A 16,498-nucleotide genomic window follows, 5' to 3' on the forward strand; every position below is an offset into this window, starting at 1 on the left:
TCTTGTTGGGATAAAACATCCTTGTAGAACGGAAATCTATTTAGACTACTTCTTTTTCAGAGAACTGACTAGTATACAGTTCTTCATAGAATCCGCCCGCTTCAAGAAGCGTTTCGTGCGTTCCTTGTTCGATGACTCGTCCTTGGTCCATCACAAGAATCAAATCAGCATCCTTGATGGTGGATAGACGATGGGCAATGACAAAACTTGTTCGCCCGTCCATCAGCCGCTTCATCGCGCGTTGGATCAAGATTTCCGTACGGGTATCTACACTCGAAGTCGCCTCGTCCAAAATCATGATTGGAGGATTTGCCAACACCGCACGTGCAATCGTCAATAACTGTTTCTGCCCTTGCGAGATGTTCGACGCTTCTTCATTCAACACGGTGTCATAGCCATCTGGCAACGTCCGAATGAACCGGTCTGCGTGTGCGGTTTTTGCCGCTTCGACCACTTCTGATTCCGTCGCACCTGTTTTCCCATAGGCGATATTTTCCCGGATGGTTCCGTTGAAGAGCCATGTATCTTGGAGGACCATTCCGAATGTATGGCGCAAATCTCTTCGCGACATGTCTCGCGTATCCATTCCGTCAATCAAAATCGCCCCATCATTCAATTCATAGAAACGCATGAGCAAATTGATCAACGTCGTCTTCCCGGCTCCTGTTGGTCCTACAATCGCAACCGTCTGACCTGCCGACACGTGAATGTTCATGTCTTCGATCAGTAAATCGTCACCGTATCCGAAATCGACATGTTGGAACGTCACCTCTCCTTTGGCCCGTTCAAGATGATAGGTGGTCGTCTCTTTCACCTCTTCCTCTTCATCAAGCAATTCAAATACCCGTTCTGCCGCTGCCACCGTCGATTGCACGATGTTGGCGATATTTGCGGTCTGTGTAATCGGTTGGGTAAATTGACGGGTATACGTGATGAACGCTTGAATATCTCCGATGGAGATACTCCGTTGTGTCACGAGAATTCCCCCGACGACACTAATCAAGACGTAGCTGATGTTTCCGATGAAGAGTGTCATCGGCATGATGATCCCGGAGATGAATTGGGCTTTCCGCCCCGCTTCATATAACTGTTCGTTCACTTCATCAAATTCACGTACCGCCTCTGTCTCACGACCGAACGCCTTCACGACGGCATGGCCCGTATACATCTCTTCGACGTGACCATTCAGGTGTCCAAGATTTCGCTGTTGGTCCGAAAAATATTGTTGTGACCGTTTCAAAATCGGTCGGATCGCAAAAATGGTGAGCGGTAATGAGATGAGGGAAATGACCGTCAACAACGGACTGATCGATAACATCATGATCAAAATCCCGATAATCGTCACAATCGACGTAATGAACGACGTCACACTTTGTTGAAGGGTACTTCCGATTAAATCGATGTCATTTGTCACCCGACTCAACGTTTCACCATTTGAGCGCCCATCGTAATATTTGAGCGGGAGACGCTCGAGTTTTTTATTCACATCTTCCCGTAATTCGTATACCGTCTTTTGGGCCACACCGGACATCAAATACTGTTGAACATAGCTGAACAAGCTACTGATCACATAAAGTCCGGCGAGAAGAGCTAAAATTTGTCCGATTCTCGTAAAGTCTATTTCCGCCCCCGGGACACCTAAGAACTTCGCATAAGCCCCTTCAAACAATTCTGTAATGGCCACACCCATAATCTTAGGGCCAGCAATCATAAAGACTGTGCTAAGGATTGCCGCAACAAACACCGCGATGAGTGTGTTTCTTCGAGGTTTCAAATAACCTAACAATCGACGGAACGTCACACCGAACTCTTTCGGCTTCTCGCCCATCATCATCATATTGCCGCCACCCGGTCCACCGTGACCGCCATGCGGTGGTCCGCCTGCTGGTCTCTTGTCACTCATGCGATCTCCTCCTCTGACAGTTGCGACTTGACGATTTCTTGATAAACCTCATTGGTCGCAAACAATTCTTCATGAGTGCCCATCCCGGCCACTTTTCCTTTTTCCAGAACGATGATTCGATCCGCATCCATGATTGTGCTCACACGTTGAGCGACAATCAAGACAGTCGCGTCACGTGTCTCTTCTTTTAGCGCCTTCCGAAGTTTGGCGTCCGTTTTGAAGTCCAGTGCCGAAAAACTATCATCGAACACGTATAAATCCGGCTTTCGAACGAGCGCCCGAGCAATCGACAACCGCTGTTTCTGACCACCGGAAACGTTCGAACCTCCTTGTTCAATCAAGGCGTCGTATTGGTTTGGAAGTTTTTCGATGAACTCATTCGCCTGGGCAACATTCGCTGCATGTCGAATTTCTTCGTCACTCGCATCTTGTTTTCCATAGCGGATATTTTCAAAAATCGTACCGGTAAAGAGGAGTGCTTTTTGGGGGACGAACCCAATTTTTGAGCGCAACTCACTTTGAGGAACAGCTTGAACATCCACTCCGTTCACACGAATATGGCCAGAAGCCACATCATAAAATCGTGGAATCAAATTCACAAGTGTCGATTTCCCGGCTCCGGTCCCTCCGATGACTGCCGTCACTTCACCGGGTTTTGCAGCAAAGCTTACATCTGATAGAGCAGGTTCTTCCGCTCCCGGATAACGGAACGTCACATGGTCAAAAACAAGTGTTCCGCGCGCCACATCAGCCGAACCAGTGCCCTCATCCACAAGGGACGGCTCCATCTCTAACACTTCATTGATTCGTTTAGCCGAAACCGAGGCACGGGGAACCATCACGAACATGACCGAGGCCATGACGAGGGCGAACATGATTTGCATGACGTATTGAATGAACGCCATCAGATCCCCGATTTGCATCGCCCCATTGTCAATTCGAATCCCCCCGAACCAAATGACTCCGACAACGGTGAGGTTCATGACCAACATGAGCACAGGCATCAGGAATGCCATGATCTGGTTCACTTTGATGGAGACATCGGTTAGTTGCTTATTCGCTTCCGTCATTCGAACCTGTTCCTCTTGTTCACGGTTGAAGGCCCGGATGACCCGAATCCCTGTTAAATTCTCGCGCAAGACAAGATTCAGCTGATCCAATCGTTTTTGCACTTTCGCGAAGAGAGGCATCGCTTTCCAGAAAATCAACAGAATCGAGAGCACGAGGAATGGCATCGCCGCCACGATGACGAGTGATAATTTTGCATCTTTCGAAGTGGCCATGATCAGACCACCGACAAACATGATCGGGGCACTGACCACCATTCGTAACATCATAATGATGACTTGCTGAACTTGCGTGATATCGTTCGTTGTCCGGGTGATGAGAGACGCCGTACCGACACGATCAAACTCTTCAAGCGAAAACCGTTCGACATGGTTGAAGACACGACTTCTCAAGTCACGACCAAATCCCATCGCAGCTTTTGATGAGTAATAGCTTGCCGTCACGGCGGCAAGGGCCCCGATACCGGTCACGCCGAGCATGACGCCGCCCATCTTCCAAATGTATGCCGTATCGCCGGTCACGACCCCTTGATCGATGATGTCTGCCATTAAAGTCGGTAAAAACAAGTCGGCTAACGATTGGGCAAAAACGAACACGAACACGGCGAGAACCGCCCACTTATAGGCAACCAGTCGTTTCAATAATTTAGTCATGACGACATCCTCCTTCGCAGTCTGAAAACTGCTCTTTCAATCCTTCCACGATTTGATGATGTGCCTCGATCATATGATGATACACTTCATCATCCAGGGTAGACAAAATGAGATTCAGTTGATGTTCGGTACTTTGTTCTTGCTGTTTGAGTTGTTCGATAAACCGCTTTCCTGAATCGGCGAGCTCCAACACGACTTCCCGTCGATTTTCCGGATTGATCTCTCGACATACCCATCCCCTCTCCACAAGTCCGTCGATCGATTGACTCAATGTACTTTTTGGCATGCGGGTTCGTCTTACGAGTTCCTTTTGGGTGATGGACCCTTGTTCATGCAACATCATCAATCCATGTAACTGCGGTAACGTGATACCGTTCGTTTGTGCGGTTTGATGCATCATTCGCACCAAATACCGTTGGACACTCCAAAACGATTTCATCATTTCACTGGCGCGCCCCGTATTGATCTCAGTCAATTGCTTCACCTCGATATCGTTCATTTACAAATTGTTCGTATCGGAACAGTTATTTATATAAAACAAACTACTCCTCTTTCAAACGGAAGTCAACTACAATCACCATGTGATTTTACACATAGTAAAAGGTGATGGAATCACCATCACCTTTTGATTATTTATTCAGTTAGAACGGTAACGATTTCTTGCAAATCTAGTGAATAGATGAACGTGTGGTCCACTTGTATGTTCCAAATCGTTTCAATTGCTTCCCGGTAGAGCTGTAACTGAATCGCGTATCGTTCTCGCAACCGTTCCTGTGCCATTTCGCGTGAATCGGATTGATACCGCACAGCGTCCGACTTGTAGTCAAGGAGCACATAGGATGTGCCGTCGTAATACAAACAGTCAATCACCCCTTGGATCAAGACATGTTCATTGGTGAGTTCTCCCGTCGGATTGACACGTTCTGCCGGCACCGTGTACGTGAACGGTAACTCCCGCCAGGCTTTCTTTTGTTCAATCGCTTTAGCCAACGCGACCCCAACCTCTGTTTGGAAAAATGCTTCAATATCCGCTCTTGCAAGTCGGGCTGTTTCCGCTTCTACCGGACTGAGCATACCTTGTTCTTCCCAACGATTGATTTGTGTGTCAATCGCCTGACTTGGGTCGATGAGCTGGAAAATCAGGTGCAAGGTCGTCCCTCGCTCTGCCCCGGTCTGCTTCACTTGTCGCCACTTCGGCTCGCGGTAAGCCGTGTCAATCGGACGTACGGGATCTTCAAACGCCGCTTGTTCGAGTTGCATCGCTCGTTTCAGCTCAGTCACGGTTTGCTTGGCGGCCGTCCGCGTCGCGTCTTTTGCCGGATATTCGTATGAAAGCGCCCGATGCACGCTGTCGACTACCCGTTCCTCATCCCGAATCGGAAAATCAATGGCTTCGAAGCGTTGAACATGATGGAGCTGGGCCATCATTTCTTGGAGCGTCGCAACTTCTGCCAAATCGTCTTCTCCGATTATTCGATATGTCCATGTCGTGGATTCAGGAAACGAATTCGCCACCGACACACCGAATGACTCGAGAAATGATGATGCACTTGGTAACTTCAATAATGCCGGTGCAATCCAATCTAAATAGGTCTTCGCTTCTCGTCTTGCTTCTGCAGACAAGACATGACCCGATTGCCCGACGGCTAGCCATTGTTGGAGGTGCTTCGCCGGCTCCCCTACCGTGCCGACCAAGATCAACTTTTCTTTGGCACGTGTCAGCGCCACATAGAGAACACGCATCTCTTCAGCTTTCATCGTGGCGTCCAAGTCGCGTCGAATCATCTCTTTCACGAATGTCTCCGATTTGGTTCGGGTGACCACATCGATTGCATCAAGTGAGATGCCATAGCGTTTATGGAAAATGACCCGTTGCATCTGGTCCCGCTTGTTGAACTGTTTCCCGAGCTGGGCCACAATCGTCACAGGGAATTCCAGACCTTTTGATTTATGGACGGTCATGATTCGGACAACGTTTTCTTCGTCCCCGAGTGAACGGGCCTCGGATAAATCCTCTCCCGTGTCTTGCAGACGATCCATGACTCGCAAGAAGCGATAAAGTCCACGATAACCGCTTCGTTCATAAGACAGGGCCCGATCGTAAAGTGCTTTTAAATTTTCTTGCCGGCCTTTCCCGCCTGGAAGTCCTCCGGTGAAATCAAAGAAGCCCGTATCATTGAACAATTGCTGAATCAATTCGGACAAGCTATGGTTTCGCGCATACGTTCGCCAGTGCGATAATTTGTCGAGTACATCTCCGCACTTCAGACCGAGCTCATCCTCATCATCCGCTTTCGCTTTTAACGCCTCAAAAAACGATTCTTCTGATTCGAGTCGGATTTTCGCTAACTCCTCGTCACTGAACTGAAACATCGGTGAACGGAGTGCCCCGGCGAGCGGGATATCCTGTAACGGGTTATCAATCACCTTTAACAGAGCGAGCATCATCCGAATTTCCGTCGCCTGAAAGTATCCGCCATCCGAATCGGTATAGGCGGGAATATTGTATTGTGTCAGAATATCCATTAACTGTTCAACCCGTTCTTTTTTAGAGCGGACTAAGATGACGATATCCCGATATTCACAATTACGAAGTTGTCCGGTCGCCTCATCCGTCACTTTGAACGGTTCATCTCCCGACACCAATTCCAAAATACGCGTCGCGATGGCTCGTCCTTCCACTTCTTGTTTTGAAAGTTCCCGACTCGTCCCGTCGACGAGAATCCACTCCGGGTCGGCTAGAATTGGATCGTATTCTCTTCCTGGAACAAGTTGTGCCGCTTCATCATACTCGACTTCCCCGACCTCTTCGTCCATTAGTTGAACAAATAAATCGTTGATTCCGTGGAGAACTTCGGCACGGCTTCGGAAATTTTGGGACAAGTCGATCCGCATCCCGGCATCAGGTTGTCTGAACCGGGTGGCCTTATCGATAAAGAGCCCCGGCTCAGCATGACGGAAACGATAGATCGATTGTTTAATATCCCCGACCATGAATAAATTCCCCACCGATTCGACTTCGTTCGCGACGAGATTGATGATCGTTTCCTGAATCTCGTTCGTGTCTTGATACTCATCGACGAGCACTTCGACGAAACGCTCTTTATACAGCTCAGCCACGTTCGTCGGCTTTCCATCTTCACGTAAAATCGTGAGCGCATAATGCTCGAGATCACTGAAGTCTACAAAGGCACGATCCCGCTTCGCTTGTTCATAGGCGATACCGAACGTCCGGACTGTGCGGACGAGCGTCTCTACGAGCGGTTTTTGCATCGAGACCGATTCCAATAAATCTGCCCCGCTCACCCTCGCTTGTTCGATCGCAGACATCAATCGCTTTTTCGCCTGGTCGTAAACAGGCTTTAACGCGTCATGATAAATGTGGTGTTCTTCTTTCTTCGGTACCGACTTCATCGTCCCGAACTTCACTGCCCGGGCTGCCGTTTCAAATTCACTCCACACGATGTTCTCTTCTTCAATCTGTTCGATTGGGAAGATTGCTTGTCTCACATTTTCTGCTTGGGCCTCATAGCCGGCCATACGGAGCTCCGCCTCAAGACTCCGAAGACTCTGAACGGCTTTGGAGATATCTTTCCAAAGCAGTTCCCCATACTCGCGCAAAATCGCTTCCTGGTCCGGGTCTTCTCCGAACTGATAGAGGGAGACGAGTTGTTGTAAATATGCATCAGGGTCCGGCAAGGTGCGGGAGTAGTGATAAAGCCCAAGCACCAAACTTTCGATTTCATGATCTCCCCGATCGGACGTATACGCGTCGACGAGCGCGAAAAAATCACGGTCCTGTTTTCCATACTCTTCTTCCAGTACTTCTTCGAGCACGTCGTCCTGCAGGAGGACCAGGTCACGTTCTTCGGCAATTTTGAAAGCCGGGTCAAGATCAAGTAAATAATAATTCTCCCGAATCACTTCCAAACAGAAGGAGTGGATGGTCGTGATCAGAGCCCGGTTCAGCATTTGGCGTTGCTTTCGAATATAGTCATTTGCCGGATCTTCACGCAGCGCCTCATCCAAAGCCTTCGCGATCCGCCGTTTCATTTCGGCCGCGGCCGCATTTGTGAATGTGACGACGAGCATGCGGTCTGCTGTCAGCTCGTCTGATTCATCCAGCAGTCGGCTCGATAACCGCTCAACGAGTACCGCGGTTTTTCCAGATCCTGCTGCGGCCGACACGAGAACGTGCGCCCCTCTCGCATCGATCGCGGCTTGTTGATCAGTCGTCCATTTCATGCTCATCCCCCCTTAATTCTGCCAAGACTTCGTCTTTCTCAAGTTTTTTCAATTTCCGTGGCTCGTTCGAGAGCGCCTCGTCAAAGTGACACACACTTTGATATGGACAAGTTTGACATGGTCGCCGCTCTTTATATTCGTACGGCTCGACATCGATCTTTCCTTCATACATCTCCTCTGCGCTCTCTTTTGCTAAATCAAACGCATGGTCCATCAGTTGTTCAAGCTGCGACGGCGTGACAACTTTTTTCAAAGTGTTCGAATCAGGTGTCCCGTCCTTTTTATATTTGACCGGGATGACTATGGATTTGTTTGACGATCCTTTAGCCGTCTGGTCCATCATCTCTAAAATATCAGGGTCGTCTACGAGCAGTCCCTGCATCTGATAAGATTCGAGCACTTTTCGTCTCGTGTCCTCATCCGACCCTGCCGGCGGGACGAGCGGTCGATGGACATGGAAATACAATGCCGCAGCCGGTGAGACATGTTCTTTCGTCCAAGCATCCGCCTGTTCGATCAATACTTTCAAATAGATCAGCATCTGCATCGCTAATCCATAATAAATTTCGGCAAAGTCCACTTCCCGTTTGCTCGATTTGTAATCGACAATCCGAACATACAGTTGATCGTGTACCATCGCCGTATCAACCCGGTCAATTCGCCCGATGAGTTCGCATGTCGCACCATTCGATAATGTGAACGATACAGGAGGGAATTGCCCGCTCCCGAATGCCAGTTCAAATGCTTGCGGGTCGAACCCGTCCCGTTTTGACTGTTCAATCAAGACTTCTGCGGTCTTACTGACGACATCGGTCAATTTCTTCTTCAAATAGGCATAGCGGTTCGAACTCATCAAAATCGCGTGTTGAATTTCAGGCGTCACGAGTTCGACCGCCTGTTCAGCCAAAGGTTCACACTCGTCCGGAGAGACGTCGCGCCATTCTTTTCCTTCCATCTTGACCGTTTGCGACATGTGTTCAATCGTCCGGTGATACAAGTTCCCGATATCCGGTGCCTCAAGACGATATAACCGTCGTTCTTTCAAACGCAACCCGTAGCTTGCGAAATGTTTGAACGGACATGCCTGGAACGTTTCAAGACGTGACACACTGGCGCGGATTGATGGCGTATACAGTGATTTCGTAATATCATCTGACAATGCTTTCGGTACGTTTTGATAGAACAACGCACTCGTCAACAGTCGTAGCCTTTCTCTTCCCTCCGGGTGTTTCAACAGCTCATTGTAAACCGCGAACCACGTGTCTTGAATCGGGTAATGGCGGCTCAAACGTTGAAGTTCAAGCGCCGTCACAGCTGCTGTTTGTTTCACGTTCGTAATGAACGTGTACTGATCGGACGGTCGATGTTCCCCGGCTTCCGCAAAGTGGGTTTTAATCACGTTCCCGCTAAGAAGACGGGTCTTTAAATCAGAAATGAATCCGGCCGGTTGGATCGCCTTGCCGGTACGGTCGACAAGCGCATAACTGATGTAGAGGCGATCACTCGGAGCAGTCACAGCTTTATATAAGTAATAGGTCTCATCGTCAAACAAGTGCTCGGTCGCTTTTCCGGCTCGAAGCCCATGCTCATGCATAAAGTCTAAGTCATGGTCGGTCAACAGCTTGGATTGAGTCGTCACTAGTGGAATCTGATCCTCGTTGGCGCCGAACAAAAAGACGATTTTTTTATCCAGAAGCCGCCCCCTCACGTAATCGGTCACTGTCAACTGATCGAGTGACGGCGGGACGAGCGCATAACGAAGACTGTCGAGACCCGTGTCCATCATTTGAAGGAACAAATCGGTCGACAACGTCTCCTCCGGGGCCGCAGCCTCAAGCTGTTCCAGTAAATGCAGGACGGCGTCCCACACTTGAGTATGTTCACGCGCTTCGAGAAGTTGAGCCGCCTCGATTGCCTCGTCTCGCCAGTATGTCAGACAGTCCGCAACGCCGACACGCTCCAGGAAAGAATAGACAGCATGCGTGTAGGCCTGCATCGTCTTCGCTGTTTTCAATTCCTGTAAAAACGGGTCAAACGTGTCCACTACATGTTGTCGATACGCGTTGAGCGTAGCTTCCATGTCCAGTTCTTCGCTCGTCAGACGTGCTTCTTCCCCTGTCCGACGACGCAATTGCCATTCATCATGCCAATGATAGTGCTTGATCCCCCGTTCGACGACAAACGCCTCCAACCGGTCAACCGACGTCCGCCGATGATGTTCGTCAAGGACAACCAGTTCCGTTTTTAATGCACGAAAGACTGCTTCCTCCCGATAACCGCGAAGCGCAATGTCGATTGTGGCCTTTAATAATTCTACAAGCGGGTGATCGAGCATCGGCTGACGCTCATCAAGAAAATACGGGAGGTCCATCTTCTGGAGAGCCTGCGCCGCAAGATCCCCGTACTCCTCAAGTGACCGGGAAATGAAGGCGATGTCACGATAACGATACCCGTCTTCCCGCACGAGTCGAATCACTTCACGGACAGCCGCCTCGATTTCTACCGTTCGGTCGACCGCCGCGTGAATGTCGACCCGATTCTCCTGACCGGCATACGGTTCAGCCGTCACTTGATCGAATGTTGCTTCAAGATAAGCGAGGCTAGGATGTGTAAAGCGCCTCACTTCATGGTAAAGACGGTCTTGAAACTCAAGGTGACGCTCAGATAACAGTTCTTTGAACCGCATTAACGTTCGTTGGGTTGGTCCAAACAAAGGGTCCGGGCGAGATAAAGAATGAGGATCTACTGTCACCAATAGGTCCAACGGGGCTTTCTCGGCCAATGCGACAAGGACTGCCAATTCCTGCTCTGAGAATTCATTGAAGCCGTCGACATAAATATGGACGCCGGATAAGTCGATCTCAGGTAGCAGTTGTAATAACACGTTGAAATAGTCTTCAGCGTGTAATGATTTCCCTTCAGTCAACTTCAAAAATCCTTCGTATATGATGGAGAGGTCCTGAAGCTTCAGTGCTCGGTGTTGCGCCTGTTCACTAAGCTGCAGTAAATGGTCAGGCTCTACAAGACCTCGTTTTAGCATCGTGATCAATTCGTTCAATTCTTCATAAAATCCAAACTGGTTCATAGTGCGTCTGAATAACGTCAAACGCTCTTCGCTATTCTCAACGACCTTCCGTAATAGTAAGTGTGTCCCGGTCTGATCCAAAAATTGTTCGGTGGCCACCCCGGCGTCACGCATCATCAAAAACGCGAGTCGACGCATCGATAACACCTGAATACGGGTGGAACCATGCAAGCCATCGACCATCGCCATCTTGCGCTCCATTTCAAATGACATCTGGTCCGGAACAATCATATAGATCGTCGGTCCGCTCGGGTCGCTTTTCAGCTCGTCGATGACATCACGCATCATCTGTTCACTTTTTCCCGTCCCCGATCGACCGATATGAAAAGTAACTGACATATTGCGAACACTCCTTCCCTTTTTTCTTCATTATGACCCATCCTACTTGATTTGTAGAGGGAAACCTATTCCATACCCGGTCAGAAAAATTGGTAGCTCGCTTGATTCCCTTTTTCCGCTGAAATCGATTAGACTGGACGTATGAGGGGGAAATATAATGAGTGCTTATGAACAATTTGGGGGCGAACAAGGTGTCCAACAGCTCGTCGATGCATTTTACGACCTCGTCTATGCGGACCCTGTTTTACTACCTTTATTCCCGGAAGACAAAGACCGGGTAAAACAACATCAGTTTGAATTTTTAACTCAACTCTTGGGCGGTCCGAAACTCTATTCAGAGCGACGGGGCGGAGGCAATTTAGCGATGATTCATCATGAACACCCGATTTCTGAAACACATGCCGGTCATTGGCTCGGGTGCATGGAGCAAGCTCTCAAGACGGTCGATGCGCCGGAATCCATCAAACGCCAGCTTTTTCAGCGACTAATCATGTCGTCCTCGAACGTCGTCCGCGTTTGTTCGCATCATTTTGAGTAGTCACAACTATAAAAAGTGGGTATGATAGGAAAGTAAGTAAAGGAGGTCGTTTCACATGACAGAAGAAGAAAAAGAAATCGTCTCATCTGAAGAAGAAGGGACGGAAGAAAAAGAAGAAACGGTAGTCCTCGCCGACGCGCTTGATGAAGCAAACGAAGCAGCTGAAGCAGAAGAAGATGAGGACGATGACGAGGATCAGCCGGAAGAAAAGAACATGGATCACATCAAAGGCGTCTTCAATTACGATCACGAAAATGGACGTGAATATCGTGTCGTCTTTTACAACGACCGTAAAAACCTTGTGTTCCGTGAACTCGGAAATGGAAAAGTAGAATTTGTCGGTCGTTTCTCCGATGACTCATATGATGAAGAAAACGAAGCAGAAATGCGTGAGCTTGGCGAGCGCGAACTCGAACGAATCCTCGCTGAACGCTTCAAATAAAAAAATCGCCCGAGGGCGATTTTTTTAATTCTTCTTATTCCGTTTCTTTTTACGAAGGGCATAGGCCACTCCCGCAATCCCGCCGACAACGGCCAACCCTGCCACAACAGGGACAAGGACGCGTTTTGTTGGAATCATTTCTTTCACGCGTTCATAAGGTGTTGGAGTTGAAATCTCAAGCTGCACTGCCGTATCCCCATGACCGTGCGCACGTGCATTTCGCGAAGCATCTGTGACGACGACACGCCCCGTCGTCCAACGACGATTTCCGAACTCATCGGTATAGGGGCGACGAACACGTTTTACATCACGCACCATCTTTCCACGCGCCATATCTGGGCGGACGATACGCTCACTTGACCAGGAACGACTGCCCGTCACGCTATAGGCCGGTCGTATTTTTCGACGGTTTAACCATGTATACGAATCGTTCATTCTCATTCCCTCCCATGCTATTCAAGCTCTCTTCTTATTATACCCATACAACATCCCCTAAAACATGTGACGAACTGCTTAAAAAAAGGTATGACGCCCATTCGAACGTCATACCTCCCGTTTATTGATCTGTGAACGGTTTGTCCCGATGGCGACGTTTCGCCAAAATCAAATAATAGGCCGGAACAAGCACCAGCGTTAAAATGGTCGAGAATAAGATCCCGGACACAATTCCAATCGCAAGTGGTTTGAAAAGTGGATCTTCGCCAAGCGCGACCGGTAGTAAGGCGACCACCGCCGTTAAGGCAGTCAAGAGGATCGGCCGAATCCGCGCACGCCCTGCTTCATACACCGCTGTCGTTACGGCCATACCGTCACGAATCCGTTGTTCGATAAATTCGAACAAGACGACCGCGTTCCGTACAACGATTCCGGCGAGGGACACCATTCCCATTGACGCCATAAAGCTGAATGGCGTCTGTGTCACGAACAATCCGACAACCGCTCCCGCAATCGCCAAATAAATCGTAAACAAGACGAGTAACGGTAAAGAGAGAGAATTGAATTGGAACGCGATAATCAAGTAGATCAAGAACAAGACGACGACGAACAATGTTGCAAGTTCCAAGAAGAACTCATTTTGCGTCTCACTTGCCCCGGATTGATCAAAGCTGATGCCTTCATCTGTCAAATCAGACTTCGCATCATCCAAAAGTTGTTCCACTTCCTGCTTGAATGCGTCCTCATCCACTCCTTCGCTTGCATAAATCTGGAGCGTGACCGAACGTTCTCCGTTTTCGCGCGGAATTTGTTGAATTTGTTCCGTTTTCGTCTCTGTAACAAACGTACTAAGTGGCGCAACCGGAGGTCCTGCCTCTGTTTCTACCGGAATCAAAATGTCGTCGAGTGCGAGCGCTTCACGGTTCGCCTCCGCATCAATCACGATTTTCACATCACGTTGCTCCACACCGTCATCAAATGTTCCGATTGGGATCCCGTCTGTGACAAGACGGATCTGATCACTGATGGTTTTAGCACTTACGCCAGCTTGTGCCATCTCATCACGATTCAATTCATATGTGAGTGTCTGGAACGGTTCTTTAATATTATCCAGAACGATTGCCCCGTCGACCTGTTCGAGTGCCGCTTTCACCTGGTCACGTGCAGCGACTAACTGGTCGATTGTCTCACTACGCATCGTAAATTCGACAGGCGCTGAAGCAGGAGGTCCTTGCTGTTGGGTATCAAGGAAAATTTCTGCCTCCGGATACTTTTCACGCAGCATGGTTGTATAGTCATCAATCAGTTCGATCGCATCGATCGATTCGTTATCGACACGTACCACGACTTGCCCCGTGTTTTCACCGGACTGATCGAGCCCGCCTGTAAAGAGACCCGGCAACCCGCCTCCAGCAAAAATAGATGTCTCGATGACGCCTTCTTCTTTTTGGAATTCTGCCTCGATGTCTTTTAATCGTTCTTCCGTTTCTTTCAACTCGGTCTGAACCGGGAACGTCACACTTGTGACGACTTCCGGACGGTTTGCAGCCGGGAAGAACTCGAACGGCGTGAGTAAAATCAATCCGTAAAGCGCTGTCGTGATGACGAAACCGGCAATCCCGAAGGTCCATGGGCGTTTCGCCACAATCGGTAACAGTCGGTCTGCGTAGAACGTACTCAATTTATGGAGTGGTCCACCGAGCCAACCCGGTTCCCGTTTTGAAACCTTCACAGATTTTCGATTCAAGCGATACTGCGCAATCGGGACGAGCGTCAAACTGATGACCATCGATGCAAGAACCGACAATGCGAGTACGGTCGGCAAGGCACGAATGAAGTTTCCGTTCGCCCCTGACAACAGTGTGAGCGGCAAGAAGGCAAATACAACCGCGAGCGTCGAGGTGACAATAGACCCCCATACTTCTTTCGTCCCGCGCACTGCTCCGAGCATCGCCGAATCTCCGTTTCGATAGCGTCGCAGAATATTATCATTCACGACAATCGCATCATCGACCAAAATACCAAGGGCGATGATGGCCCCAATAATCGAAATCTGGTTTAAATCGACTCCTGTAAAACGAAGTGGGATCAAAGCAAGCACGAACGACAACGGAATCGCCAAACTGACGATAATTGATCCTGAGAACGTCAATCCGATTGTCGTCACGGCGATAACCGCGATGATGGCAACGATGAACTCACGCGTCAACGACGAGAAGATATCGTCGACTGCTTTGGCTTGTTCGTAGTATGGGACAAGCTCAAAACCGTCAAGATCTCCGATTTCCCCTTTCACGACGTCATCCACTCGTTCCTGCATGGTCGGGATATCTAGTCCTGCCTCAATCGGAACCGTGATCGAGACGGCCGGTTCCCCGTCGATTGAAACGAGATCGGTGTCCATCTCAGCCGTTTCCTGCACCGTTCCGACATCACCTAAGAGCACTGCTTCTCCATCGAAAGATCCGACGATGACCTGCTCCATGTCATTGACGTTCGTTAAATTGTCGATGGCCAACTGATAGATTCCTTCTTCAGTCGACTGGCGACCGAGCGGGGTCGTTTTGTATTCTTCGTTGATGGCCGTCAAGACATCCGGGAACGCCAATTGACGTTCGCTCAATTTTTCAGAGTCGAGCGAGACGACATATTCTTGTTCAGGTAGGCCTTTAATGGTCACTCCGGTTACACCGTCTGTGCGAAGAAGCTGATTTTCCAATGATTCGAGGTTTTCTCGCACCTCTTCAAAAGACGCACGATCTCCCGCTGTCAACAAATATGAGGCCACGGGTAACTGCCCCAGCGAGTCGTTCACCGTAGGTGCCAATGCATTGTCCGGAAGCTTTGGTGTAGCATCTGACAAGGCCTGGCGGACGTTCGCTTGGAACTCGGCCTGGTCGGTCCCATCCTCGTATTCAACTGTGATATTTGAGAATTCAGACGCGGAAACAGAGGTCACGTTTTCAACACCTTCAAGTCCGCGTAGCTCCTCTTCGAGGACACTCGTCACATTCCGTTCGACCGCCTCGGCCGTCGCCCCCGGGTATGGTGTTTGAACGAGGACGATGTTAAAGCTCGTCTCTGGAATTTCTCGCTTCGGGAGCTGGAAGAAAGTTAGCACCCCGACTACGATTGCCACGAGCAGAAACACAATGACCAGTTTCCCTCGCTCAATCATCTTTTCAAAAAACATTTACAACCCCTCACTTTCAGATAATGTGCAAATACACATATAATTGCTTCTTCTTCATCATAGAGGGGTTTGATATCGAATTCAACGTTTAAACGTGCTGGAATGTGCTGTCATGAAATCGTTTTTGAAAGGCGTATGATAATTCGATTGATCGTTGTTTTTGGCGAGAGACGGTATGATCAGAAACCGGGACGCGAACCGTTTCTCCTGTTAAAAACTGAATGACTGTATTGGTACCATCCTTTTTAATCGACGTGACATGCTGAAAATTGATCCAGGAGCACTCTGGACTTTCCTTCGCGATCGTCGGGAAAAAGACGGCATCCGCATGCCAATCCATCACGACCGGTGTTTTTCGGTGTGGTCCCAACACATGCCTTGCCGCCTCAATCCGGCCTTGTATGCTTGAACCATAATAAAGGCAAGCGTCTTCAAGTAAATCAACTGGCGAACCCGCTACCCGTTTGACGCCTTCAGGCTGATAAACCAACGTTTCCGGCTCACCAAATTCGTTAAAAACAGGAATCAAAGCTCTTGTTTCGTTTGTCAGTTTCGTCATCTCTTCATCCCCCATAACGTGATCTATTGAATTACACT

10 protein-coding genes are annotated in these 16,498 nt (G+C 49.1%); 2 read left to right on the plus strand and 8 right to left on the minus strand.

Annotated elements, in window-relative coordinates:
• Nucleotides 1–40: 40 nt before the first annotated feature.
• From KNP03_RS08315 to addB, 5 genes are all read right to left on the minus strand, one after another.
• Nucleotides 41–1,903, minus strand: coding sequence for an ABC transporter ATP-binding protein (locus KNP03_RS08315; protein WP_276313817.1), 1,863 nt, complete (start codon nucleotides 1,901–1,903; stop codon nucleotides 41–43).
• Nucleotides 1,900–3,624 (minus strand): ABC transporter ATP-binding protein, encoded by a 1,725-nt coding sequence (locus tag KNP03_RS08320; RefSeq protein WP_214828063.1) that lies wholly within the window; start codon nucleotides 3,622–3,624, stop codon nucleotides 1,900–1,902. Before KNP03_RS08320 ends, KNP03_RS08315 begins: the two co-directional genes overlap by 4 nt.
• Entirely contained in the window at nucleotides 3,617–4,123 is a 507-nt protein-coding gene (locus KNP03_RS08325; protein WP_240544508.1) for a MarR family winged helix-turn-helix transcriptional regulator, read from the minus strand. The genes KNP03_RS08320 and KNP03_RS08325 overlap by 8 nt, the downstream gene beginning before the upstream one ends.
• Nucleotides 4,124–4,257: 134 nt before the next feature.
• On the minus strand, nucleotides 4,258–7,869 hold the full coding sequence (addA, locus tag KNP03_RS08330; protein WP_240544509.1) for a helicase-exonuclease AddAB subunit AddA: 3,612 nt from the start codon (nucleotides 7,867–7,869) through the stop codon (nucleotides 4,258–4,260).
• Entirely contained in the window at nucleotides 7,853–11,293 is a 3,441-nt protein-coding gene (addB, locus tag KNP03_RS08335) for a helicase-exonuclease AddAB subunit AddB (RefSeq protein ID WP_214828068.1), read from the minus strand. The genes addA and addB overlap by 17 nt, the downstream gene beginning before the upstream one ends.
• A gap of 157 nt (nucleotides 11,294–11,450) precedes the next feature.
• On the opposite strand from addB, the gene KNP03_RS08340 reads away from it, so the two are divergent.
• On the plus strand, nucleotides 11,451–11,831 hold the full coding sequence (locus KNP03_RS08340; RefSeq protein WP_214828070.1) for a truncated hemoglobin: 381 nt from the start codon (nucleotides 11,451–11,453) through the stop codon (nucleotides 11,829–11,831).
• Between the two features lie 55 nt (nucleotides 11,832–11,886).
• Complete coding sequence (locus KNP03_RS08345; protein WP_214828073.1) at nucleotides 11,887–12,273, plus strand: hypothetical protein; 387 nt, start codon at nucleotides 11,887–11,889, stop codon at nucleotides 12,271–12,273.
• Between the two features lie 24 nt (nucleotides 12,274–12,297).
• On the opposite strand, the gene KNP03_RS08350 is transcribed toward KNP03_RS08345, so the two are convergent.
• The 3 genes from KNP03_RS08350 to KNP03_RS08360 all read right to left on the minus strand — a co-directional run bounded on the left by KNP03_RS08350 (nucleotide 12,298) and on the right by KNP03_RS08360 (nucleotide 16,460).
• Nucleotides 12,298–12,708: a hypothetical protein gene (locus tag KNP03_RS08350; RefSeq protein WP_214828076.1), complete on the minus strand. Its 411-nt coding sequence runs from the start codon at nucleotides 12,706–12,708 to the stop codon at nucleotides 12,298–12,300.
• A 121-nt stretch (nucleotides 12,709–12,829) separates the two neighbouring features.
• Nucleotides 12,830–15,901 carry an efflux RND transporter permease subunit gene (locus KNP03_RS08355; protein ID WP_214828078.1) on the minus strand — a complete coding sequence of 1,024 codons (3,072 nt, stop codon included), beginning with the start codon at nucleotides 15,899–15,901 and terminating at the stop codon, nucleotides 12,830–12,832.
• An 88-nt stretch (nucleotides 15,902–15,989) separates the two neighbouring features.
• Nucleotides 15,990–16,460: a competence protein ComK gene (locus tag KNP03_RS08360; RefSeq protein ID WP_214828081.1), complete on the minus strand. Its 471-nt coding sequence runs from the start codon at nucleotides 16,458–16,460 to the stop codon at nucleotides 15,990–15,992.
• Nucleotides 16,461–16,498 lie beyond the last annotated feature (38 nt).

Source organism: Exiguobacterium algae (genome assembly GCF_018617875.1).
Lineage (GTDB): Bacteria > Bacillota > Bacilli > Exiguobacteriales > Exiguobacteriaceae > Exiguobacterium > Exiguobacterium algae.

Excerpts from the sequence above, each read along its gene's own strand:
- KNP03_RS08315 (WP_276313817.1), bottom strand. The coding sequence starts at position 1,903 with ATGAGTGACAAGAGACCAGCAGGCGGACCACCGCATGGCGGTCACGGT.
- KNP03_RS08320 (WP_214828063.1), bottom strand. The coding sequence starts at position 3,624 with ATGACTAAATTATTGAAACGACTGGTTGCCTATAAGTGGGCGGTTCTC.
- KNP03_RS08325 (WP_240544508.1), bottom strand. The coding sequence starts at position 4,123 with ATGAACGATATCGAGGTGAAGCAATTGACTGAGATCAATACGGGGCGC.
- addA (WP_240544509.1), bottom strand. The coding sequence starts at position 7,869 with ATGAAATGGACGACTGATCAACAAGCCGCGATCGATGCGAGAGGGGCG.
- addB (WP_214828068.1), bottom strand. The coding sequence starts at position 11,293 with ATGTCAGTTACTTTTCATATCGGTCGATCGGGGACGGGAAAAAGTGAA.
- KNP03_RS08340 (WP_214828070.1), top strand. The coding sequence starts at position 11,451 with ATGAGTGCTTATGAACAATTTGGGGGCGAACAAGGTGTCCAACAGCTC.
- KNP03_RS08345 (WP_214828073.1), top strand. The coding sequence starts at position 11,887 with ATGACAGAAGAAGAAAAAGAAATCGTCTCATCTGAAGAAGAAGGGACG.
- KNP03_RS08350 (WP_214828076.1), bottom strand. The coding sequence starts at position 12,708 with ATGAACGATTCGTATACATGGTTAAACCGTCGAAAAATACGACCGGCC.
- KNP03_RS08355 (WP_214828078.1), bottom strand. The coding sequence starts at position 15,901 with ATGTTTTTTGAAAAGATGATTGAGCGAGGGAAACTGGTCATTGTGTTT.
- KNP03_RS08360 (WP_214828081.1), bottom strand. The coding sequence starts at position 16,460 with ATGACGAAACTGACAAACGAAACAAGAGCTTTGATTCCTGTTTTTAAC.